We start from the raw sequence: 20,045 nt of genomic DNA on the forward strand, positions 1-20,045 counted from the left end.
CCGAAGGCGCTCTGCTCGTGGTCGGGGACGTGGTCACGGACGTGGTCGCCCGGCATCGCGGACCGCTGGCCCCCGGCACCGACACGGCCGCCGCGATCCGGACCGTACCGGGCGGCGCGGGCGCCAATGTCGCGTGCTGGGCCGTGCACGAGGGCTGCGCCGACGTACGGCTGCTCGGCCGGGTGGGCCGTGACTCCGCGGCGTGGCACGAACGCGAACTCAAGGCGGGCGGCGTACGGCCCCTCCTGGTGACCGATCCGACGACGCCGACCGGGACGGTGATCTGTCTCGTGGACGGCGGCGCCTCGGCGGAGCGTACGTTCCTCACGGACAGCGGGGCGTCGCTGCGGCTGGCACCGGACGACTGGTCGCCCGCCCTGCTCGACGGGGTCGCACGACTGCATCTGTCGGGCTATCTGTTCTTCTCCGCGCCGAGCCGGGCGCTGGTGTCGGTGGTGCTGGAGTCGACGCGCGCGCGGGCTGTCCCGGTGAGTCTCGACCCGGCGTCGGCGGGATTCCTCACCGACCTGGGCGTGGACCGCTTTCTCGAACTCTGCGCGGGCGTGGACGTCCTGCTGCCCAGCCGTGACGAGGCGTGCCTGCTGACCGGGCTGCCCGATCCGGCCGACGCGGCCGCCAAGCTGAGCCGCCAATTCCCTCTGGTCGTCGCCAAGCTGGGGAGCGGCGGTGCCCTGGTCGCCCGTTCCGGATCCGTCAGGGCTCATGTCCCGGCGTCTCAGGCGACGCCACGGGACACCACGGGCGCCGGGGACGCGTTCACCGGCGCGTTTCTCGCGGCCCTGCTCGCGGGCGCCGAGGCCGAGGAGGCGGCGGGGGCGGGGTGCGCGGCCGGGGCGAAGGCGGTGGAACGGGTCGGCGGACGACCGCCCACGGAAGACGCGGGGCGAGGCGTAGGAGGGACAGCGGTGCACTGAACACCTCGCCTGGGCTCGCCTCGCCTCGCCGCCCTTGGGCCGGGCCGGGCCGGGCGCGAACGCAGTGGGGCGTGTCCGCGAAGTCCCGCCCGCCAGGCGACACCTGGCACGCCCTCCGATCGGACGACGCGACTTTACGGACACACCCTGGCGGTACCGTCCTGGCGGTACCGTCCTGGCGGTACCGTCCTGGCGGTACCGTCCTGGCACCCCGTCATGGCGCCCGTCCCTCACCCCGCTCAGTTCTTGCGCCCCCAGGCCGAGATCATCGGCGCGGTCGCCAGGTCCATGGAGCCGGCGGCCACGTTCGCGAGGTGCTCGTCGATCTCCTCCTGAGTGGCCAGGCCGGCCGTGACGAGCTGGTCGCGGATCTGACGGACCGTGGCGGCTTCCAGCACCGCGCAGGCGGGTGAGGTGACGGGGAAGTACGCGTCGGCCTCCACGCCCGAGAGACCCGCCTCCCGCAACAGCCGCGGCAGCTTGCGTCCGTAGGCGAGGTCGGCGCCGCGTTCGGCGAGCAGTTTGCGGAAGCCTTGGCGCAGCCGGTTCGCGAGCCGCTGTTCGGGGCCGTACTCCTCGGGGCAGAGCAGCGGTTGCAGGGCGGGATCCGCGTCCTCGACGAGCAGCCGGCCGCCGGGCCGCAGGGCCTTGATCATCGACTGCAACGCGCGCTCCCGGTCCGGCACATGGACCAGTACGAGCCGGGCGTGCACGAGGTCGAAGCCCTCCCCCGGCGGTTCCTCGGCACCCACGTCGTGGACGCGGACCTCGACCGGCGGGCGGGCCACGGAGGCCGCCCACGAGGTGTCGATGTCGGTGGCGACGACCTTCCCCGTCGGACCCACCTTCTTGGCGAGCCAGGACACGACGGACGTGCCGCCCGCCCCGACCTCCCAGCAGCGCCAGCCGGACCCCACTCCGAAGCGCTCCATGTGCCGGAACGTCGTGGGATCGAAGAGCGTGGCGAGGGCCTCGAATCGCCGGCCCGCCTCCGTCTGCTGGTTGTCGAGGAGATACCCGTCGGCTCGCGTCATGGGGAGATCATCCCAGTCGACCCGCTCGTCACGGATCGGCGACGCTCCCGTTGTCGGTACGGACGTCACACGAGGTGACCGAGCCGATCAGACCGCCTTGGTGCCCACGACCGCTCCGGCTGCCCTGGACGACCACAGCCCGGCCCCGACCGTCCGAGCATACAAACCACGGAACGGAATACTCCGTTCCCACAGGCTTTTCCGGTCTTCGACAAGGCCTGGCAGACTGGCTCGCCAGGCGCAGAGTGCGGCCCGAGGAGATCCACGCGAGGAGATCCAGATGTCCATGGCAGGGAATTTGCGGAGGGTGACGGCTCTCGGCGCGGTCGACGGCCTCCGCAGAGTGGCACGGCTGACACGGCGGAGCCGCCGTGTCGACCTGAGTCACCCCGCCCGGTCGCCGCTGGGCTCCGCGGTGGTGAACTGCGTGGCCTACCGGGACGGCGTACGGATCCCCGAGGACCGCGATCTGGTCGACACGGTGCAACGGATCCGCAAACGCGACGAGGGCTTCGTCTGGCTCGGGCTGCACGAACCGACGGACGTGGAGTTCGCGGGCATCGCGGAACTCTTCGACCTGCACCCCTTGGCCGTCGAGGACGCGGTGGAGGCGCATCAGCGCCCGAAGCTGGAGCGGTACGGCGACACATTGTTCGCGGTGTTCAAAACCGTCTGCTACGTCGAGCACAAGGAACTGACGGCGACCAGCGAGGTGGTGAACACCGGCGAGATCATGGTGTTCGTCGGTCCTGACTTCGTCATCACCGTGCGGCACGGACGGCACGGTTCCCTGGGCCCGCTGCGCGAGGAACTGGAGTCCGACGCGCAGCAGTTGTCGAAGGGCCCGGCCGTGGTGCTGCACGCGATCGCGGACCATGTGGTCGACGACTTCGTCCATGTCACGGACGCGGTCCAGGCGGACATCGACCAGGTCGAGGCCGACGTGTTCGCGGAGAACGGCGCGCGCGCCGACGCCGGGCGCATCTACCAGCTCAAGCGTGAACTCCTCGAACTGAAGCGAGCCGTGGTTCCCCTTGCCCGGCCCGTCCAGGAGCTGGCGGCACGACCGGCCCGTGTGGTCGACCCGGAGATACAGGCGTACTTCCGTGACGTGTCCGACCATCTGATGCGGGTCACCGAACAGATAGCCGCCTTCGACGAGCTACTGAACTCGATCCTTCAGGCGCATCTCGCGCAGGTGACGGTGGCGCAGAACGAGGACATGCGCAAGATCACGGCATGGGCGGCGGTCATCGCCGTCCCGACCATGGTCTGCGGCGTCTACGGCATGAACTTCGACAACATGCCCGAACTGCACTGGAGATTCGGCTACCCCATCGTCATCGGCGCCATATCCATCGGCTGTCTCGTCCTGTACCGAGGGTTCCGGCGCAACGGCTGGCTCTGACACCTCTCGCGCCCGGAACGGCCGTCCGGTCGAGTCGGGTGGGGCGGGCCGGGGCGACCGGCGGGCGGGTCAGCCCGTCGCGCCTGCCGTGTCCCTCGCGTAGACGCTCTCGACCCAGGCGGCGAGCTGTTCGTCGCTGATGTGCTGGGCGAGGTCGGCCTCGCTGATCATGCCGACGAGCCGTTTGTCGTCGATCACGGGAAGCCGGCGGATCTGGTGCTCCTTCATCTCCTGGAGAACCTCGCCGACATCGGCGCCCGCGTCGATCCAACGCGGTGTGCCGTGGGCCATCTCACCCGCGGTGATGTGTGCGGGGTCATGTCCCATGGCCACACAGCCGACGACGATGTCGCGGTCCGTGAGAATGCCGCAGAGGCGTTCGTCCTGGTCGCTGATGGGCAGCGCGCCCACGTTGAGCTCGCGCATCAACTGGGCGGCGCGGTCCAGGGTCTCGTGCGCGGGGATCCACTGGGCACCACGGTGCATGATGTCTCCGGCAGTGGTCATGGAGTACCTCCCTGTGCCGGACGGCCGGCGCGGCGCGGAACACACCGCTAGTCCCGGCGCCCTTCATTCTCGCCGCGCACCAGGGGCCACGCACCTGGATCTACGACCACCACGGCCCGCCGCGCCGGGCCCGCGGTAGGCCGTTCCGGTTCGGTGACCCGCCGCTCCCCGGCCCGCGGTCAGCCGTTCCAGGCCGGGTGGCGGGGGTCGTCGGCCCGCACCAGGACGTCGGCCGCGGTGCCCGGGCCCACCTCGCTCTCGTAGCGGGCGAACGCGGGGAGGGTCCAGTGCTCCGGCTCGGGAGTACGGCGGCGGAGGGCACCCGGAGAGAGGAGTACGTGAACGCTGAGGTCGAACGGGAACCAGTGACGCAACAGGAGGGGGCCGTGGAGCAACAGGATTCCGCCGGGAGGGAGTTGGACGTAGGGACTGCGGGTGGCCCGGTCGGTTGCGGGGTCCCGGAGATCGGGCAGGACCCTGCCCTCGCCACCGGGCTCCAGCGGACCGAAGACCTCGCGCCACAGCGCACCGGTGTCGAACCAGCCGTCGTAATAGGCCTCGACGTCCTGGTGACCGTGTTCGAGCCGGAGCGAGGCGGGACGCAGGAAGCCCTCCGTGCCGACGACCAGCGAGGAACGGCCGCGTATCCGCAGCGCCTCGAAGACGAGCCGGGCGAGATCGCCGGGACGGGCGGCCGGTGCTCCGTCGAAGGCGACCCGTGGCCAGGGGCTGCCGTCCTGCGGCTTCAGGTCGAGCAGACGATCGGCGAGGTGGTCGCCGAGCCGTTCCCAGGTGATCGCTTCGAGTCGCACGGCACCCATGATGCCGCGTGCCCCGAGGGGACCCGGCGGGCCCCACGACGTAGTGGCGGCCCCGGTCCGGGGAAGGAACCGCGTATGGCACCGATCGCTGATCCCCCGCACCGGAACGGGCTTCTCGTCGTCCAGCCGCTCAGGAAGCGGCACTGCGTCGAGTGCCGGAGCGGACCGCTCCCGTTGCTGGTGCTGGAGGAGGGGGCGCCTCGCTGTCTGGACTGTGCGGATCTCGGGCACCTGGTGTTCCTGCCGCGTGGCGACACCGCGCTCACCCGCAGATCGCGCGAGGGCGGAGCGCTGTCGGCCGTGGTGGTGCGGTTCAACCGGCGCCGGGGGCGCTACGAACGGCAGGGGGTCATGGTCGAGGAGACGGCGCTCGCCCTCGCGGAGGCACGCTGCCTGGCGGACGCCGAGGCGCGGCGACGGCGCCGGGCACGGGACGCACGGCGCCGGGAGGCGGAGGACGTCCGCTTCACGGAGGCGTTCGCACGGGAGATATCCCGGCTGTTCCCGCAGTGTCCCGCCGACCGGGCACACGCGGTCGCCGCGCATGCCTCGGTGCGCGGCAGCAGGCGGGTCGGGCGGAGCTCGGCGGGCCGCGCGCTGTCCGAGGCGGCGGTGACCGCGGCGGTGCGGGCGTCGGTACGGCACACCGAGACGCCGTACGACCACCTGCTCATGAGCGGCGTGCCGCGGTACGAAGCGCGCCGCCGGATCGCGGCCACGGTGGACACGCGACTCCGGGAATGGCGGGACGACGGCACCGCGCGGGCGTGAGTGAGCAAGGGCGCACGTGCGGGGAACGCGGCGCCGGCGGGTGTCGGGAGACGGTCGCGCATGCGTGTGCGTCGCTCGGCCATGGCCGTCGCCGACGCGGGGGATTTCGCTTGAGAAGACGGCCGGCGCTGTGCAGGCTCTTGGGTCCGGCCGGTTCGACACGGGAGTGGACATGATCGAGGGACCGTATTTCGTGCTGACTCTGCTGGGGGTGCTCGGCTGCGGGCTGGTGGCCGGGGTGTTCTGCGGGTTCTCGACCTTCGTGATGAGAGCACTCGCCCAGCTTCCTCCGTCGCAGTCAGTGGCGGCGATGAACGCCATCAACGTCGCCGCCGTCCGCCCCCCGTTCATGCTGGTGTTCATCGGGTCGGCGGTGCTGTGCTCGGTGCTGGCGGTGGTGACCTTCGTCCTGCTGCCGGCCGGCGGGACGGTGGAGTTGCTGCTCGGCAGCGCGCTGTATCTGTTCGGGGCGTTCGGGGTGACCATCGCGGCGAACGTTCCCCGCAACGACGCACTGCTGAAGCTGGACCCCGGAACGCCGGAGGCCGCCGCCTACTGGCCCATATTCGTGCGCCAGTGGACGATGTGGAACCACGTCCGCGCCGCCGCCTCGGCCGCGGCGGCGGTGTCGTACGCGCTCGCCCTCACCTGAGACGGGCGTCCGCCGTTCCACCACCCCCGTCCGAGCCCTCGGACCGCTGTCCTCCGGGGCGGCGGCGGGTGCACGGGCGACGTATCGTGGCGGGAGAGGAGTGCTGCCCGGGATCCGTGGCCGACGAGGCCCGACGGCCGTGCGGCTCCGGCCCCCGTACGCGTCCATGAGGGAGACGGCCATGGCCGATCCCAAGGGTTTCATGACCACACCTCGCCGTGAGTATCCGCGCCGGTCCGTGCCGGAGCGGGTGCGGGACTGGGACGAGGTGTACGTTCCCGGAGGCCTGCTGCCGATCATCGAGAAACAGGCCGACCGCTGCATGGACTGCGGGATCCCGTTCTGCCATGAGGCGTGTCCCCTGGGCAATCTGATCCCCGAGTGGAACGACCTCGTCTCGCGTGACGACTGGCGGGCCGCGAGCGACCGGCTGCACGCCACGAACAACTTCCCCGAGTTCACCGGGCGGTTGTGCCCCGCCCCGTGCGAGGCGGGCTGTGTGCTGGCGATCAACCAGCCGGCGGTCACCATCAAGAACGTCGAGGTCGCCATCGCCGACCGTGCCTGGGAGGACGGTCTCACACCGCCGCGCCCACCGGACCGGCTGTCGGGACGGACGGTCGCGGTCGTCGGGTCGGGGCCCGCCGGACTCGCCGCGGCACAGCAGCTGACCCGGGCCGGTCACACGGTGGCCGTGTACGAGCGGGCCGACCGGATCGGGGGTCTGCTGCGGTACGGAATCCCCGCGTTCAAGATGGAGAAGCGGCATCTGGACCGCCGGCTGGCCCAGATGCGCGCCGAGGGGACCAAGTTCCGCACGTCGACGGCGATCGGGGCCGATATCGGGGCCACCGAGCTCAGAGCCCGCTACGACGCGGTGGTTCTGGCGCTCGGCGCGACCGCCTGGCGTGAACTGGATGTGCCGGGGCGCCAGTTGTCCGGAATCCATCAGGCGATGGAGTATCTCCCCCTCGCCGACCGGGTCTGCGAGGGGGATCTGGAGGTCTCCCCGTTGTCCGCGGCGGGCAGGCATGTGGTGATCGTCGGCGGGGGTGACACCGGCGCCGACTGTCTGGGCACCGCCGTGCGCGAGGGCGCGGCTTCCGTGACCCAGCTCGACATCTACGCCCAGCCGGACGCCGAGCGCGACGAGGACGCCGAGCCGTGGCCGACGTATCCGAAGATCTACCGGCTCTCCGCCGCGCACGAGGAGGCCGGCGTGCTCGGCACGGCGCCCGCCGCCGACGCGGATGCCCGGCTCTTCGCCGCGTCCACGCTCCGGTTCGACGGTGACGGGGACGGCCGGGTGCGCTCGCTGCGGCTCGTCGAGGTCGACGCGCAACGCCGCCCGGTCCCCGGTTCCGGGCGGATCCTGCCCGCCGACCTCGTGCTGCTCGCCCTCGGCTTTGTCGGCCCCGACCGGCACGACGGCCTGATCGACCAGTTGGGGCTGCACCTCGAACCGCGCGGGACGATCGCCCGGGGCGCCGACTTCGGCACGAACGTCCCGGGGGTGTACGCCGCCGGGGACGCGGCCCGCGGGCAGTCGCTCGTCGTGTGGGCGATCGCCGAGGGCCGGGCGGTCGCCGCGGCGGTGGACCGGGCACTCAGCGGAGCGGCCCGCTCGCGCCTGCCGGCGCCGATCGGACCGTACGACCGCCCCATGACCGCCTAGGGCGGCCTCCCGGTTCAAAGAGTACGAATCCGCTGGCCGCGGGCCTGCCCGGTCATGACGGTCTCCGTGGGCCCGCGGCGCGGTAAGTGATCAACTCGACATCAATTTAAGGAAAGTGTGGAAGTCAGCAAGCAAGTCGTTCAGGAGAGAAGGAAGTCCGCCTCCCCCGCTTTCGCACCCTCGATGAAAGCGGTCATCTCGCCGGGCGTGTAGATGAGAGCGGGACCGTCCGGGTCCGCCGACTGGCGCACGGCGATGCGGCCGTCGGCGAGTTTCATCGCCTCCAGGCAGTTGCCTCCGTTGCCGCCGCTCCATGGTTTGTGCCAGCCCTCGCTGCCGAGTTCCCGGGCGGGCATTCCGTTGTAGATGCGCACGTTGCCTATTCGCGGGTTGATGCGCTCCGGCGTGACGCGTTCCATTCACAGCTCCTTGCGGAGATCCCGGAGGATCTCCTTCGTGCGATGCGCCGTGGCGGCTTGGGCCGCCATGCGGTCCATGACCTCCAGGTGGGTCGCCACCTCGGAACGCGCGTCCAGGTAGACGGCGCCGGTCAGGTACTCGCTGTAGACCATGTCCGGGAGTTCCGGCATGGCGAATCGGAACAGCACGAAGGGCCCGTACGTGCCGGGGTGCGGACCCGAGGAGAACGGGATCACCTGCAACGTCACATGGGGCAGCCTCGTGGCCTGAAGCAACTTGTCGATCTGCGCACGCATCACCTCGGGGCCGCCGATGGTGCGGCGCAGCACCGTCTCGTCCATCACGGCCCAGATCCGGGGCGCGTCCTCGCGCGTGAGCAGGTCCTGACGCTGCATGCGCAGCGCAACATGACGCTCGATGTCCTCGGGCCGGGTCTGGCCGATGGCGCCCGCCCTCAGGACACCGCGGGCGTAGTCCTCGGTCTGCAACAGGCCCGGGATGAAGTGCGGTTCGTACGAGCGCAGCAGGGAGGCGGCGCCTTCCAGGCTGACGTGCATGGAGAACCAGTCGGGCAGGATGTCGTGGAACCGCTGCCACCAGCCGGGCTTGTTGGCGTCCTCCGCGAGCTGGACGAAGGCCTCGGCCTCCTGGTCGCCGACGCCGTAGGACTTCAACAGGAGCTGGAGGTAGGGGATTTTGAGGGAGACCTCGGCCATCTCCATCCGGCGGACCGTCGCGGGGGCGACGCGCAGGATCCGCGCGGCCTCCTCCCGCTTGAGACCCGCGCGTTCCCGCAGGTCCAGCAGTCGCCGTCCGAGAACGACCTGGCCGACCGTCGGCGCGGACCGCGGTTCGCTCACGTCCCACCTCCACTGAGTCCGGGCAGCCCGTTCGGCGCCGTCCGGGTTCTTCCTCGTCCGCCTCGACGATCCCAACTGGCGCCGCTCGGCTTGCTGTTGTCAGCAGTGTGCCACGCGCCCCCACAGCGTCACACGGCACTCTGCATTTTTCAGAGTGAGTCTTGCCAAGTGTTCGCGACGCCGCGATAGTGGCAAGCGTGATTCCGTCCGCGCCGTTAGGAACAGACGCCGCCGGAGACCGGTTCGGTCTCCGTGCCGCCATGGGGCAGCACCCCGGTGCCGCCGCCGAGCGCCGGTTCCGCTTCGAACTGGCCGCACACCCGGGCTCCGTGGCCCAGGCGAGACGCCTGACCCGGTCCCGCCTGTCCGGCTGGGCGGTGTGCGAGGACACGTGCGACACGGCGGCCCTCGTGGTCTCCGAACTGGTCACCAACGCGATCGTGCACGCCGCCGGGCAGCGTGTCGTGTGCGAACTGCACGACGCCGACGACCGGGTGCGCATAGCCGTGGGTGACGAGGGGTGTGCTCCGGGCGAGCCGCACCCCTCCCCGCAACGGCCCGACGAGGAGCACGGGAGGGGATTGCTTCTCGTCGCGGCAGTGTCCAGGGCCTGGGGGGCCCAGGACACCGGGCCCGGTCTGCTGGTGTGGGCGGAGATCCCGCGCTCGGCAGACCGGGCCGAAAACACGGCCGGCGCCACCGGGGAGACCTGGCCCGAACCGGGCGGCGCCCCCGAGGACCGGAGCGACCGGCACGAGCCGGACCACCGGCACGACTCGCACGGCCTGCATCAACTGGACGCGCCCGACGCCGGGTTCGGGGCCGGGCCGGTGCCGGCCGGCCGCCTCGCCGAGGCCCGGCGCGAACCGGGCTCGCCCGACGCGGACAACGGCCCGCGGGCGGACCTCGGCTGGAGCGCGAAGAAGCCCCCGAACGACGGTCGGGGCACGGGGGCGGAGGGATCCTGGGGGGCGGGAACCGTGGGGAACCCCCAGCCGCTCTCCGCCCCGGGCGGCGGTGCGGGCAGGGACCCCCGCCGCGGCGAACAGGACCCGCGCCACCGGGAGCAGGATCCGCACCGCTGGGAACCGGACGCGCACCGCCGGGAACAGAGCCGGGAACGTCATCGGGATCGGGAGAGGCTGTGAGTCGTACGTCCGCGGCCGGGCCTGCGGCCAGGGCCCTGAGCCTGGACACGCTGGTCCGCGTGAACCGCGGGCGGCGGCGGTCCGGGCCGCCGAGGCGTCTCCCCGTACCCGAGGGCATGAACGTACCGCTGGGCTGCGACGCGGTCTCGGTGCCCGCCCGGTTCGGACCGCAGCTGCTGTCGCGGCTGCCTCGCGTGGGCTGCGTGTACGCCGACCCGGCGCACTGGTGGTGGATCGTTCCCTCCGACTCCGATGTGGCCCTGGAGTGGCCCGCCCCCGCCCACTACGCCACGGGCGCCGTCGTGCCGGACTCACCTCGGATTCCCGGGCTCATCCACAAACCGGATGGCATGCTTCCGTACACCCCGCCGATCCCCCTGTATCTGGCCCTGTGCCAGGTCACGGGCACGACGCCCGCCTGGTCGCGTCCGATCAGCACCTGAGGGCGGGCGCGATCGAAGCGGCCGAGGCCCGTACGGAGGGCGGCGCCCCGTACGGAGAGGGCGGCCCGGCCCGTACGCCCTCACTCGACGCCGTCGACACCGCCCACGACGACGAGGAACGCGTCGGACGCCAGATCCATGACGACCTCGGCCGCCTGGCCCTCCTGACGGCGCGCCTGCGCGAACTCCTCCGCGGGCCACGACCCGCGTGGTCCGCCCGCGGGAAAACGCTCCAGCACCATTCGCCCGTTCACCCTTGACCTCCAAGTAGCACTGCTGTGGAGAGTTAAACGCCTGCAATGGGGTGAACGGCTCTGGCAGTGACGGTACTGAGACGAAGTCGACACCGGACAGCGGAACAGTGGGTCAGCGGAGGGGAGTCAGGATCTTTCGGCGTTCGGCCAGTTCACCGAGGAGTTCGGTGATCCGCTCGGTGTGGCGGGGCGTGAGCCGGCCGGTGTCGTCGAGCTGCACGGCGCACGCCGTGGTCGTGTCGACGAGCCGTTCCAGGGTGGCCGCGACCGCGGCCGTTCCCTCGGAGTGCCGTGCCAGGGCGGGAAGTTCGGCCGCGGCCAGGTCGATGGCCGCGCGCGCCTCGGCGAGCGCGCGGTAGGCCTCCCGGCGCAGGACCCAGCGGCCCGAACGGTCACGGGCGGTGCCGTCGCTCAGCACATGGGCGAGATAGAGGTCCGTCGCCTCGCCGGCCCGGGTGAGCCGCGCCCGTACGGTCCCGCCGCGCTGTCCGAGTGTCGGCAGATGTCCGACCAGCAGCACGATCGCGCAGGCCAGGAGTGTCTCCACGATCCGGTTCCAGGAGGCCTGCGGCTCGCCGCCCGCCATCACGAGGGCGAGGACGAGGACGGTGACGACGGCGGTCTGCGCGGCGAAGTGCCGGGTGGCGACGGGGATCAGGGCACCGCTGACCGCGACCAGCGCGACGAAGCCCTCCGGGCTCGGCAGCAGCAGGGCGAGCCCCGCGAAGGAGATCGCGCCGAGGACGGTTCCGGCCGCCCGGCACAGTACGCGCGAGGCGAGCGGTCCCAGATCGGGCTTGACGAGGAAGACGGCGGTCGCGGGGAGCCAGTACCAGTGCGGGTGGTTGCCGTACCAGCGCGCGTGGTGCAGGACCTGTGCCACGGCGACGCTCGCGCCGAAGCAGAGGGCGACCCGGATGCCGTACTCGCGCCCGGCGGAACCGAGCGCGGTGCGCACCAGCGAGGCAGTGGTACGACGCCGGTTGTGCAGGGCGTTCCCCGAGCCCCGGTCGAAGGTCTCGGCGGCGTGCAGCAGGGCGTCGTGGAGGGCACGCAGCGCGGGCACGACGGGTGTGCTCCCGAGCGGTCCTGATCGGCCGCCGGGGACGGCGGGCGCGGGCAGGGGTCCGGTGGGCGCGCCGGTGCGTACGGCGTCCGCGAGCCGCCGGGGCCCTTCCGCGGCCCGTTCGGGCACCGCTTCGCCGGCCCAGGCGAGCGCGGTCGCGGCCTCGGCGAGCGGCAGGGCGGCGGCGTACTGCGCGTGCAGCCGCCGTTCGGCGGCCGAGCTCGCGTAGCGCCGCAGCCGGGGCCCGTCGAGTGCGTCCTGCGCCTGGTCGAGGGCGGCGGTCAGGGCGACGCGCCGCCGGCTCGCGTCGGGTCCGCCCACCGCGAGCAGCAGCCGGGCGACGGCCTCGTACACACCGGCGACGGCGTCCCGCTCCCCGTCGAAGCGGTAGTCGCCGGTGTTCACCGCGGTCGTGGGCAGTGCCAGCCGCAGGACGAGCAGCCAGCCGGCCCCGCCGAGGAAGAACAGTGCGCGTACCCAACCCGGTGCGGGCAGCGGCATCCCGGCCCCGATGGCCGAGGTGACCAGCAGCTGGGTCCCGGCCCCGGAGGCCACGGGTCCCACGGCGCTGACGGCTCCGGCGAGCAGTCCGAGCCCGGTGAAGAGGAGGGTGAGGGCCACGGCGCCGATGTGCTGTCCGGCGTACGAGCCGATGAGCAGACCGGCGGCTCCGGCGAGGGCCGGTACCCCGAGCCGTTCGACGGCGACGCGCCGGCTGCCCGGCCGGTCGTTGATCCCCGTCAGCATGGCGCCGAGAGCGGCGATCACTCCGAGGGGGGTACGGCCGCTCAGCACGGCCACGAGCAGCAGCGGCCCGGCGGCCAGCGCACCTCGCAGGACGGCGTTCCAGGGGACCGGTCCGCGCTGGGCGCGCAGGGCGTGGGCGAGCCAGGGCGGTACGGCGAGGGGGGTGAGACGCACGGGGCTCCTGTCGGGCGAGGGCGGGTGCCTTCGGGCGACGTCGGCCGGGCTCGTGTCGTGACCAGGGTAGTGCTCGCGGCCCGTGGACGACGAACGCGGGGATTTCCGCGCTGTGACATTTCACGGGGACGGACGCTTCGGGAGGGAGGAGGGAGAGAGGAGGAGCGGGTCCGAGGGCGTAGCCGGCCCCCGGACCCTGAGATGCCACCATGTCGCACGCCGGCACGCTTGAGAACCCAGGTCAGTCGTTATGTCGCCGCGTCCTGCCTTTGGACCACCACGCATCGAGCTGCGCGGACTGGACTTGAACCAGCATCTCGGCGTACTGGGGCCTGGGCCCGGTCGATCCGGCGATCGGCGGCGAATGCTGAGTCTGGAGCAATAGTCTGAGATTGATCGCGGTCTGCCTCTGCCGAATTGGGCTACCGCAGCGCGTGGCACTCCCTCGGCGGGAGTGCTCTCTGGTGCCGCGGGGAGGGCTCGAACCTCCACTGGAACCGCGCATTCACGACAAGCCTCAGGTTCAGCTTGCGCTCCTCGCGCACCCCGGCCGCGGTACGTCGTGGCCGGGGAGTTCAGAGGCTACCCCTGTGCGAACAGGTAGCCGAAAACCGCGTCGCCGACGCGTTGGTCGACGACATCCACGCCATTGGCCTCCTCGCGGGCGAACTTGACCGCCTGCTGCAACTTCTCGACGCGGTCGAGGAGTTCGTTCACGCGCCGCGCGGGCAGGGCCCCGGAGAACTTGACGGTCGTCCAGTAGCCGACGGGGATGTCCTCGTAGTACACCTCGACCTGGGCCGGGTGCTTCTCGGTGGCCTCGGCCTTGACGTGGTTCCGCGGGACCTTCTTCGTGCGAAGGGTCCGCACCGGCTCGGTCTTCCAGGCGTCGGTGGACGGGTCCCGCACCCAGGACTCGGAGGCGTCGAGGACGGGCAGCTTCCTGACGAAGGTGTTGAGATCGGTGAGCTGCTTCTCGAGGAAGAGCAGATAGGACACCGGCACCTCGGCGACGATCACGCGGCCGTCCACCACCACATCGGCCCGCGCCGCGCAGTTGGCCCAGTCCTTGGTGGCGGTCACGTCGAACAGCCGGGTGAGGGTCGCGGCGGTGTCCCGCAGCACGTCCTCGGCCTGCACCTGGACCCGGGTCGACTCGGGCGGCAGCTGCTCGCCCTCCTCGTCCTTCGGCTGGTAGGTCCGCGAGATGCCCGCGAGCAACGCGGGCTTCTGGAGACCGTGATGAGCAGCCGTCAGGTCCTGATGGGACTTGGACTTGATGCCCTTCTCCACTGCGATGATCTGATTGAGTTTCGCCACGCCGGTGACCGTAGCAGCGGCGAGGGGGGTCGTTCGAGGGATTATTCTCCCGCCCGACTAAGGCCCCGGGTCCGTCCCTCGTGTTCGGGTGCCGGGGCGGGAATCGGGATGCGCGGGCCGCGGCCGAACCCGCATCATCGGCCAGGTTGTCCGTCACCTCACCGACGGTCTCCCCCTGGGGAGTCCTCGTCGGCGGCCCCACCCACAGGGAGTCCCCATGATCCGGCGCGTCACCGTTCCCGGCCTCTTCACGCCGCCCGTCTACGCGCACGCGTCCGTCGTCGAGGCGGGCACGAAGCTGGCCTTCCTCGCCGGGTCCGTACCCCTCGACGCCGACGGGAAGCTGGTCGGCGCGGGCGATCCCGTACGCCAGGCCGAGCAGGTGCTGGCCAACCTCGACGAGCAGTTGCGTGCGGTGGGGAGCGACATGGCCCATGTCGTGTCGACCGATGTGTACGTCGTCAGCGGCGAGACCGCCGCGCTGTCCGCGGTCTGGAACGTCGTCGAGGCGTCGGGGCTGAGCATCGGCCCGCACTCCTCGACCCTGCTCGGGGTGGCCTGTCTCGGGTACACCGGACAGCTCGTGGAGATCACGGCGACCGCCGTCGTCCCCGACGCGTAGCCCGACGCATGGCTGGCGCCCCGGCGGTACCTGGCGCCTACGGCGCCTACGGCGAGCGTGTCGTCAGTCCCGCGGACCCCGCCGCCTCGACCAGCACCTGCCGCAGCATCGCGGGCGTGAGCCGCCCGGTGAAGGTGTTCCGCCGGCTGACATGGAAACACCCGAAGAGCTCGAGCGAAGCGGGGCCGGTACCCGCCTCGTCCTGTTCCGGTCGTCGTACGAGCGTCACCCGAGCCCCGTGCGCGAACGCCGGGCGGGGCCTCGGCACCGCCCACCCCGCCTCCGCCAAGGCGGGCAGCGCGGCCTGCCAGCCGAAGCCCCCGAGGACGACCACCGCGCGCAGCGTCGGCCGCAGCAGCCCCAGTTCCCGGACGAGCCAGGGCCGGCAGGTGTCCCGCTCCTGGGGCGTCGGCCGGTTCGCGGGAGGCGCGCAGTGCACGGGAGAGGTGACGCGTACTCCGTACAGCTCCAGTCCGTCGTCCGCGCTCACCGAGGTGCCCTGCGAGGCGAGCCCGACGTCGTGCAGCGCCGCGTACAGCACGTCACCCGACCTGTCCCCGGTGAACATCCGCCCGGTCCGGTTGCCGCCGTGCGCGGCGGGGGCGAGCCCGAGGACGAGGAGGCGGGCGTCGGACGGCCCGAACCCGGGCACCGGGCGCCCCCAGTACGTCTGGTCGGCGAAGGCGGCACGCCGGACGGTGGCCACCTCTTCGCGCCAGGCGACAAGCCGCGGGCAGGCCCGGCAGCCGGCGATCCGCGTGTCGAGCAGCGCGAGGTCGGCGGAGCGGGCCGCGTCTTCCTCCGGAGCGCCGATGTCCACGGCACCACCGTACGACCGCTCGGCCGCGCCGGGCCCCTGCCGACCGCGGCTCCCCCCTCCCCCGGCCTCTATGTCATCTCCGCCCCAAGTGCCAGGAACCCGCAGATCAGCAGGAAGAGGATGGCGAGGAGGGGCCAGATGAAGCGGAGGTACTTGTCGTAGCCGACCTTGGCGAGGGCGACGCCGCCGATGGTGACGGCCGTGGTGGGGACCCAGAGGTTCATCCAGCCGCTGGCGGCCTGCCAGGCGGTGACGACGACCGCGCGGGAGACGCCCGCGAAGTCGGCGAGCGGGGCCAGGATCGGCATGGCGAGGGTCGCATGGCCCGAGGTGGAGGGGATGAGGAAGGCCAGCGGCAGGTTCACGACGAAGACGATGATCGCGAAGAGACTGGAGGAGGTCCCCTCCACGACGCCTTCGATGGAGTGCAGAACCGTATCGGTGATCTTCGAGTTGTTCATGATCACGGTGACTCCGCGGGCCAGCACGATCACCAGCGCGGGTGACATGAAGTCCGCGGCGCCCTGGACGATCGTCGCACTCAGTCTCTGCTCGCCCATCCGCGCCACCACCCCGACCAGCACCGCCGCGCACAGGAACAGGGCGGCCAGTTCCGGGAAGGACCAGCCGAGCTCGAACCCGTAGGGCCGCGCGTCGGCCTTGCCGCTGAGCGCGCTGGACCACGGCACGACGGAGAAGATCATGAAGGCGAAGACCAGCCCCGTGGTGACGAGGACCGCCTTGTGCAGACCGGTCAGCTCGGGAACCTCACCGGCGGCTTCCCGGGCGTGCTCGCGGTCCCCCGGCAGGAACCCGGTGAGCGAGCGCTCCGGGTCCTTCCGCACCCGGCGCGCGTACCGGATGACGTACGCGATCGTGACCGCCGTCAGCACCACCCACATCACGAAGCGCAGCACGATGCCGTCGCCGAGCGAGATGCCGGCGGCGGACGAGGCGACACCCGTGGCGAACGGGTTCACCGTCGAGCACAGCACTCCGATGCCCGCGCCGAGGATGATCGTGCCGACCGCCACCATCCGGTCGTAGCCGAGCGCCAGCATCAGCGGCACGATCAGCCCGTAGAACCCCAGCGTCTCCTCGGCGAAGCCCTCCACCGTGCCGAGCACCGAGAACACCAGCATGATGCCCGCGATGAGCAACGCGCCGCGTGTCCGCAGCCGGTGGGCCAGGAGACCGATCCCCCGGTCGAGCGCGCCGGTCGCGAACACCACCGTGATGAACGCCCCGATGGCGAGCACGAAGAGGAACACGCCCGCGCTGCCGTACAGTTCACCGGCGAAGTCCGGACCGACCTGCGCCGTCTTCTCGTCCAGGATTCCGTAGAGGCCGTTGACGGGCGCGAGGAAGAGGTCGTTGAGGCGGTCGACGAAGCTCTCGCCCGCATCGACCCGGTGATACGTGCCCTGGATCGGCCTGCCCTCGGGCGTACGGTCGTACTGTCCCGCCGGGATCAGGAACGCCAGCGCCCACACGGCGATCGTGACGATCGCGAGGACGGTCAGCGCACTCGGGAACGTGAACCCGCTCCGGTGCGGCGGCTCTTCGGGGGCAGGCGCCTCGGTACCGGTCGGGGTGGTCACCGGCCCGCCCCGCCCCGGCTCACGCGTCCGCCCGAGCGCGGAAGCCGTCCGCGTACTCCCGTACGAACGCGCACATCGCCACCACCGTGTTGCGCAGTTCCGAGAAGAGGACGCGTTCGTTCGGGGCGTGCAGGTTGCACATGCTGTCCTGCGCCCCGAAGAGCAGCACCTCGGCGTCGGGCGCGGCGCGTGCGAGCCCGTTGACCAGGGGGATCGACCCTCCGGTCGCGACGTACGACGCGTCCTCGCCCCAGGCCTCGCGCAGCGCGGTGAGCGCGGCGCGATAGGCGGGACCCCCGGTCGAGGCCTCGTAGCCGGGGCCCGTGTCGCCGGGGGTGACGGTGAGCGGGACGCCGAAGGGCCGCAGCGAACGGAGGTGGTCCACCAGCTCGGCCCGCGCCTCCTTCGCGTCCTGGCGCGGGTGGAAGCGGAGGTTGAGCTTGGCACGGGCGTACGGGACGACGGCGGAGGCCGCGTGTTCGACGCCCGGCGCGTCCAGGCCGATCACCGTGATCGCGGGCCCGCTCCACAGCCGCTCGCCGAGACTGCCGCTGCCGATCAGCGGGACTCCCTCACAGACCCCGGCGAGTTCGCGGAACTCGTCCTCGGTGTACGACGTTCCGCTCCAAGGCTCTCGCCTCAGCCCCGCCACGGCCACGTCGCCGTGCACGTCGTGCAGCGTGGACAGTGCGGTCAGGAGCACGATCAGCGCGTCCGGCGCGGCCCCTCCGAACTCACCGCTGTGCCGGGGTTCCTGGAGGGTGCGCACCTCGACCACGACCTCGGCCGCGCCCCGCAGCCCGGTCGTCAGGGTGGGGGTTCCGGGGCGCAGGTTGCCCAGATCGGCGATGACCATCGCGTCGCACGCGAACCGCTCCGGATCGCTGGGCGGATAGTCGTCGAAGGGACTGCCGTACTCCTCCTGCCCTTCGAAGACGATCTTCACCCCGACCGGAGGCCGCCCCTCGTAGGCCCGGAGCATGCCCAGGTGAGCGATCACATTGGACTTGTCGTCGGCGATCCCGCGGGCCCGGAGACCGCCCTCGACGGGTGTCGGCTCGAAAGGCGGCGACAGCCACAGCTTCTCGTCGCCGGGCGGCTGCACGTCGTAGTGCGAGTAGAGCAGGACGGTCGGCGCGGCGGGGTCAGGCGGCGGGATCTCCCCGAAGATCACGGGGGCGGTACCGGGGAGGTCGATGCTCTCGACGTGCTCCACCCCGGCGTCCCGCAGCAGCCCCGCGAGGAGATCGTGGGCCTCACGCACCGGCTCGGCCGGGAAGCCGGGAAAGGCGACGGAAGGGATGGCCGCGAGGCGCTCCAGGTCGGCGCGCAGACCGTCCATCAACGCGTCGACCTTCGCTGCTGTGTCCACCCTCGGTCCCCTCTCCTGTTCCCCGCACGGCTTCACCGACAGCCTCCGCCCGCCCGGAGGGCCACGCATCCGGTGTGGTCCGTGCGACGGAAAAGGCATGCGGTGCGCCGGGCCGCGGGCATTAGAGTCGGGTCATGGCTTCTCAGGGTGCTGACCGGGAGACGAAGGGCGCGGGCCCCGGAGGCGGGCGCGACGCGTACGGCGGGAAGGCCGCAGCGGCCGGCTCAGGCTCGGACGTCGCCAGGACCGCTTCCGGAAGCGATTCCGGCACCGGCTCCGGCGCCACGGCCGGAAGCGATTCCCGCACCGGTTCCAGGGCCACGTCCGGGACCGAAGCTGATGCGAGAAGCAGCGGCAGATCCGCCGCCGGCGCGGCTTCCGGGACGTCTGCCGCCGTCGAGGCCGCCGTCGCCGCCGCGCCCGCCGGTGGCGAGAGCGTGCGGGTCGACGCCTGGATCTGGTCCGTCCGGCTGGTCAAGACCCGCTCGATCGGCGCCACGGCCTGCAAGGGCGGTCATGTTCGGGTCAACGGGGAGCGCGTCAAGCCCGCGTACTCGGTCCGGGTGGGCGACGAGGTACGGGTCTGGCACGAGGGCCGTGAACGGGTCGTCATCGTGAAGCGTGTGATCCGCAAGCGGGTCGGCGCTCCCGTCGCCGCCGAATGCTACGTGGACAACAGTCCGCCGCCCCCGCCGCGCGAGGCCGTGGCTCCGGCGGGTGTCCGGGACCGGGGCGCGGGACGCCCCACCAAGCGGGACCGCCGCGACATGGAACGCCTGCGGGGCATGCAGACCGGCTCGTCAGGACCCGTCCGGACCTCGGGCCCTTCCACGGGGCCCGCCGGCTCGACCAGGTCCCCGGGCACGACCGGGTCCCCGGGCTCGTCCCGCCACTGAGGCCGAACCCGCCCGCCGCTCCGCCGTCACGCGCGGCGCCCCGTCCGCAGACGCACCAGCCGGAGCAGTTCGGTCGTGTGGCCACGCCTGGCCCAGGCGATCAGGCCGAGCGGAACCATCAGGACGAGCGGAGTCGCCGCGTAGGGGCCGTGGACGACCGTGACGTTGACGATGAAGGCGCCCACCATCAGCGCGCTGAGCGCCAGGGCGGCCACGGAGTCCAGCAGCGGGATCAACAGGGCGAGACCTCCCGCGAGTTCGAGCGCGCCGATGACGTACATGCCGGTGTGACCCCAGCCCAGCTTGTCGAACGCCTCCGTCGCCGAGGGGTGGGCGATCAGCTTGGGAAGGGCGCTCGCGAACGCGTAGAACAGGCCGAGGACGACCTGGAGGGCCGTCAGGGAGACACGGGCGGCCCGGGATCGGGGAGTGACGGCGGCCCGGGTCGTGGTGAGGGGGAGGCTGGTCTCGGACACGGTGGTCTCCTGTGGGAAGCGGC

Annotated in this window: 21 protein-coding genes; 9 read left to right on the top strand and 12 right to left on the bottom strand. The window is 71.9% G+C overall.

From position 1 onward, the window contains the following. Positions 1–11 precede the first annotated feature (11 nt). On the top strand, positions 12–935 hold the full coding sequence (locus tag ACZ4AA_RS29590) for a carbohydrate kinase family protein (protein WP_467609720.1): 924 nt from the start codon (positions 12–14) through the stop codon (positions 933–935). A gap of 239 nt (positions 936–1,174) precedes the next feature. On the opposite strand, the gene ACZ4AA_RS29595 is transcribed toward ACZ4AA_RS29590, so the two are convergent. Beyond that, on the bottom strand, positions 1,175–1,969 hold the full coding sequence (locus tag ACZ4AA_RS29595) for a methyltransferase domain-containing protein (protein ID WP_467609521.1): 795 nt from the start codon (positions 1,967–1,969) through the stop codon (positions 1,175–1,177). Positions 1,970–2,249: 280 nt separating this feature from the next. Here ACZ4AA_RS29595 and ACZ4AA_RS29600 point away from each other — a divergent pair, with 280 nt between their 5' ends. Beyond that, positions 2,250–3,377, top strand: a complete 1,128-nt coding sequence (locus ACZ4AA_RS29600) for a magnesium and cobalt transport protein CorA (RefSeq protein WP_467609523.1) — start codon at positions 2,250–2,252, stop codon at positions 3,375–3,377. Between the two features lie 69 nt (positions 3,378–3,446). Here ACZ4AA_RS29600 and ACZ4AA_RS29605 read toward each other — a convergent pair whose 3' ends face one another. Both ACZ4AA_RS29605 and ACZ4AA_RS29610 read right to left on the bottom strand, forming a co-directional pair. Further along, a complete protein-coding gene (locus tag ACZ4AA_RS29605) occupies positions 3,447–3,884 on the bottom strand; it encodes a CBS domain-containing protein (protein ID WP_467609525.1) in 438 nt (145 codons plus the stop codon). Positions 3,885–4,063: 179 nt separating this feature from the next. After that, positions 4,064–4,705 (bottom strand): nucleoside/nucleotide kinase family protein, encoded by a 642-nt coding sequence (locus ACZ4AA_RS29610; protein WP_467609527.1) that lies wholly within the window; start codon positions 4,703–4,705, stop codon positions 4,064–4,066. Between the two features lie 75 nt (positions 4,706–4,780). Here ACZ4AA_RS29610 and ACZ4AA_RS29615 point away from each other — a divergent pair, with 75 nt between their 5' ends. From ACZ4AA_RS29615 to ACZ4AA_RS29625, 3 genes are all read left to right on the top strand, one after another. Continuing rightward, positions 4,781–5,476 (top strand): DUF2293 domain-containing protein, encoded by a 696-nt coding sequence (locus tag ACZ4AA_RS29615; RefSeq protein WP_467609529.1) that lies wholly within the window; start codon positions 4,781–4,783, stop codon positions 5,474–5,476. A 172-nt stretch (positions 5,477–5,648) separates the two neighbouring features. Continuing rightward, the gene (locus ACZ4AA_RS29620) at positions 5,649–6,128 is read left to right on the top strand and encodes an anthrone oxygenase family protein (RefSeq protein WP_467609531.1); all 480 of its coding nucleotides are present in this window, start codon (positions 5,649–5,651) and stop codon (positions 6,126–6,128) included. Between the two features lie 181 nt (positions 6,129–6,309). Further along, on the top strand, positions 6,310–7,803 hold the full coding sequence (locus ACZ4AA_RS29625) for a glutamate synthase subunit beta (RefSeq protein ID WP_467609533.1): 1,494 nt from the start codon (positions 6,310–6,312) through the stop codon (positions 7,801–7,803). Positions 7,804–7,943: 140 nt separating this feature from the next. Here the strand turns inward: ACZ4AA_RS29625 and ACZ4AA_RS29630 are convergent, their stop codons facing one another. Together ACZ4AA_RS29630 and ACZ4AA_RS29635 are read right to left on the bottom strand one after the other, a co-directional pair. Next, positions 7,944–8,222, bottom strand: coding sequence for a DUF397 domain-containing protein (locus tag ACZ4AA_RS29630; RefSeq protein WP_326788416.1), 279 nt, complete (start codon positions 8,220–8,222; stop codon positions 7,944–7,946). Further along, on the bottom strand, positions 8,223–9,083 hold the full coding sequence (locus tag ACZ4AA_RS29635) for a helix-turn-helix domain-containing protein (protein WP_467609535.1): 861 nt from the start codon (positions 9,081–9,083) through the stop codon (positions 8,223–8,225). It abuts the gene before it with no gap. 260 nt (positions 9,084–9,343) lie between these two features. Here ACZ4AA_RS29635 and ACZ4AA_RS29640 point away from each other — a divergent pair, with 260 nt between their 5' ends. Both ACZ4AA_RS29640 and ACZ4AA_RS29645 read left to right on the top strand, forming a co-directional pair. Beyond that, positions 9,344–10,231 (top strand): ATP-binding protein, encoded by an 888-nt coding sequence (locus tag ACZ4AA_RS29640; RefSeq protein WP_467609537.1) that lies wholly within the window; start codon positions 9,344–9,346, stop codon positions 10,229–10,231. After that, positions 10,228–10,674 carry a hypothetical protein gene (locus ACZ4AA_RS29645; RefSeq protein ID WP_467609539.1) on the top strand — a complete coding sequence of 149 codons (447 nt, stop codon included), beginning with the start codon at positions 10,228–10,230 and terminating at the stop codon, positions 10,672–10,674. The genes ACZ4AA_RS29640 and ACZ4AA_RS29645 overlap by 4 nt, the downstream gene beginning before the upstream one ends. 80 nt (positions 10,675–10,754) lie before the next feature. On the opposite strand, the gene ACZ4AA_RS29650 is transcribed toward ACZ4AA_RS29645, so the two are convergent. The 3 genes from ACZ4AA_RS29650 to ACZ4AA_RS29660 form a co-directional block, all read right to left on the bottom strand. Further along, positions 10,755–10,928, bottom strand: coding sequence for a hypothetical protein (locus tag ACZ4AA_RS29650; RefSeq protein ID WP_339128732.1), 174 nt, complete (start codon positions 10,926–10,928; stop codon positions 10,755–10,757). 112 nt (positions 10,929–11,040) lie between these two features. Beyond that, positions 11,041–12,915 (bottom strand): FUSC family protein, encoded by a 1,875-nt coding sequence (locus tag ACZ4AA_RS29655; protein WP_467609541.1) that lies wholly within the window; start codon positions 12,913–12,915, stop codon positions 11,041–11,043. 582 nt (positions 12,916–13,497) lie between these two features. Then, positions 13,498–14,235 carry a DUF7873 family protein gene (locus tag ACZ4AA_RS29660; RefSeq protein ID WP_467609543.1) on the bottom strand — a complete coding sequence of 246 codons (738 nt, stop codon included), beginning with the start codon at positions 14,233–14,235 and terminating at the stop codon, positions 13,498–13,500. A gap of 217 nt (positions 14,236–14,452) precedes the next feature. Here ACZ4AA_RS29660 and ACZ4AA_RS29665 point away from each other — a divergent pair, with 217 nt between their 5' ends. Next, positions 14,453–14,857: a RidA family protein gene (locus tag ACZ4AA_RS29665; protein WP_467609545.1), complete on the top strand. Its 405-nt coding sequence runs from the start codon at positions 14,453–14,455 to the stop codon at positions 14,855–14,857. Between the two features lie 46 nt (positions 14,858–14,903). On the opposite strand, the gene ACZ4AA_RS29670 is transcribed toward ACZ4AA_RS29665, so the two are convergent. From ACZ4AA_RS29670 to ACZ4AA_RS29680, 3 genes are all read right to left on the bottom strand, one after another. Then, positions 14,904–15,677, bottom strand: coding sequence for a uracil-DNA glycosylase (locus ACZ4AA_RS29670; RefSeq protein ID WP_467609547.1), 774 nt, complete (start codon positions 15,675–15,677; stop codon positions 14,904–14,906). Positions 15,678–15,745: 68 nt separating this feature from the next. Then, on the bottom strand, positions 15,746–17,278 hold the full coding sequence (locus tag ACZ4AA_RS29675; RefSeq protein ID WP_467609549.1) for a YfcC family protein: 1,533 nt from the start codon (positions 17,276–17,278) through the stop codon (positions 15,746–15,748). Positions 17,279–17,297: 19 nt separating this feature from the next. Beyond that, positions 17,298–18,650, bottom strand: a complete 1,353-nt coding sequence (locus tag ACZ4AA_RS29680; RefSeq protein ID WP_467609551.1) for a M20/M25/M40 family metallo-hydrolase — start codon at positions 18,648–18,650, stop codon at positions 17,298–17,300. Positions 18,651–18,784: 134 nt separating this feature from the next. Here ACZ4AA_RS29680 and ACZ4AA_RS29685 point away from each other — a divergent pair, with 134 nt between their 5' ends. Then, a complete protein-coding gene (locus ACZ4AA_RS29685) occupies positions 18,785–19,546 on the top strand; it encodes an RNA-binding S4 domain-containing protein (protein WP_467609553.1) in 762 nt (253 codons plus the stop codon). 26 nt (positions 19,547–19,572) lie between these two features. On the opposite strand, the gene ACZ4AA_RS29690 is transcribed toward ACZ4AA_RS29685, so the two are convergent. Then, positions 19,573–20,022 (bottom strand): DoxX family protein, encoded by a 450-nt coding sequence (locus ACZ4AA_RS29690; RefSeq protein ID WP_467609555.1) that lies wholly within the window; start codon positions 20,020–20,022, stop codon positions 19,573–19,575. Positions 20,023–20,045: the final 23 nt, after the last annotated feature.

This window comes from Streptomyces sp. NPDC024698 (assembly GCF_055559015.1).

Bases quoted from the DNA above. Each gene is read 5' to 3' on its own strand.
- ACZ4AA_RS29595 (WP_467609521.1), bottom strand. From the start codon at position 1,969: ATGACGCGAGCCGACGGGTATCTCCTCGACAACCAGCAGACGGAGGCG.
- ACZ4AA_RS29600 (WP_467609523.1), top strand. From the start codon at position 2,250: ATGTCCATGGCAGGGAATTTGCGGAGGGTGACGGCTCTCGGCGCGGTC.
- ACZ4AA_RS29605 (WP_467609525.1), bottom strand. From the start codon at position 3,884: ATGACCACTGCCGGAGACATCATGCACCGTGGTGCCCAGTGGATCCCC.
- ACZ4AA_RS29610 (WP_467609527.1), bottom strand. From the start codon at position 4,705: ATGGGTGCCGTGCGACTCGAAGCGATCACCTGGGAACGGCTCGGCGAC.
- ACZ4AA_RS29615 (WP_467609529.1), top strand. From the start codon at position 4,781: ATGGCACCGATCGCTGATCCCCCGCACCGGAACGGGCTTCTCGTCGTC.
- ACZ4AA_RS29620 (WP_467609531.1), top strand. From the start codon at position 5,649: ATGATCGAGGGACCGTATTTCGTGCTGACTCTGCTGGGGGTGCTCGGC.
- ACZ4AA_RS29625 (WP_467609533.1), top strand. From the start codon at position 6,310: ATGGCCGATCCCAAGGGTTTCATGACCACACCTCGCCGTGAGTATCCG.
- ACZ4AA_RS29630 (WP_326788416.1), bottom strand. From the start codon at position 8,222: ATGGAACGCGTCACGCCGGAGCGCATCAACCCGCGAATAGGCAACGTG.
- ACZ4AA_RS29640 (WP_467609537.1), top strand. From the start codon at position 9,344: ATGGGGCAGCACCCCGGTGCCGCCGCCGAGCGCCGGTTCCGCTTCGAA.
- ACZ4AA_RS29665 (WP_467609545.1), top strand. From the start codon at position 14,453: ATGATCCGGCGCGTCACCGTTCCCGGCCTCTTCACGCCGCCCGTCTAC.
- ACZ4AA_RS29685 (WP_467609553.1), top strand. From the start codon at position 18,785: ATGGCTTCTCAGGGTGCTGACCGGGAGACGAAGGGCGCGGGCCCCGGA.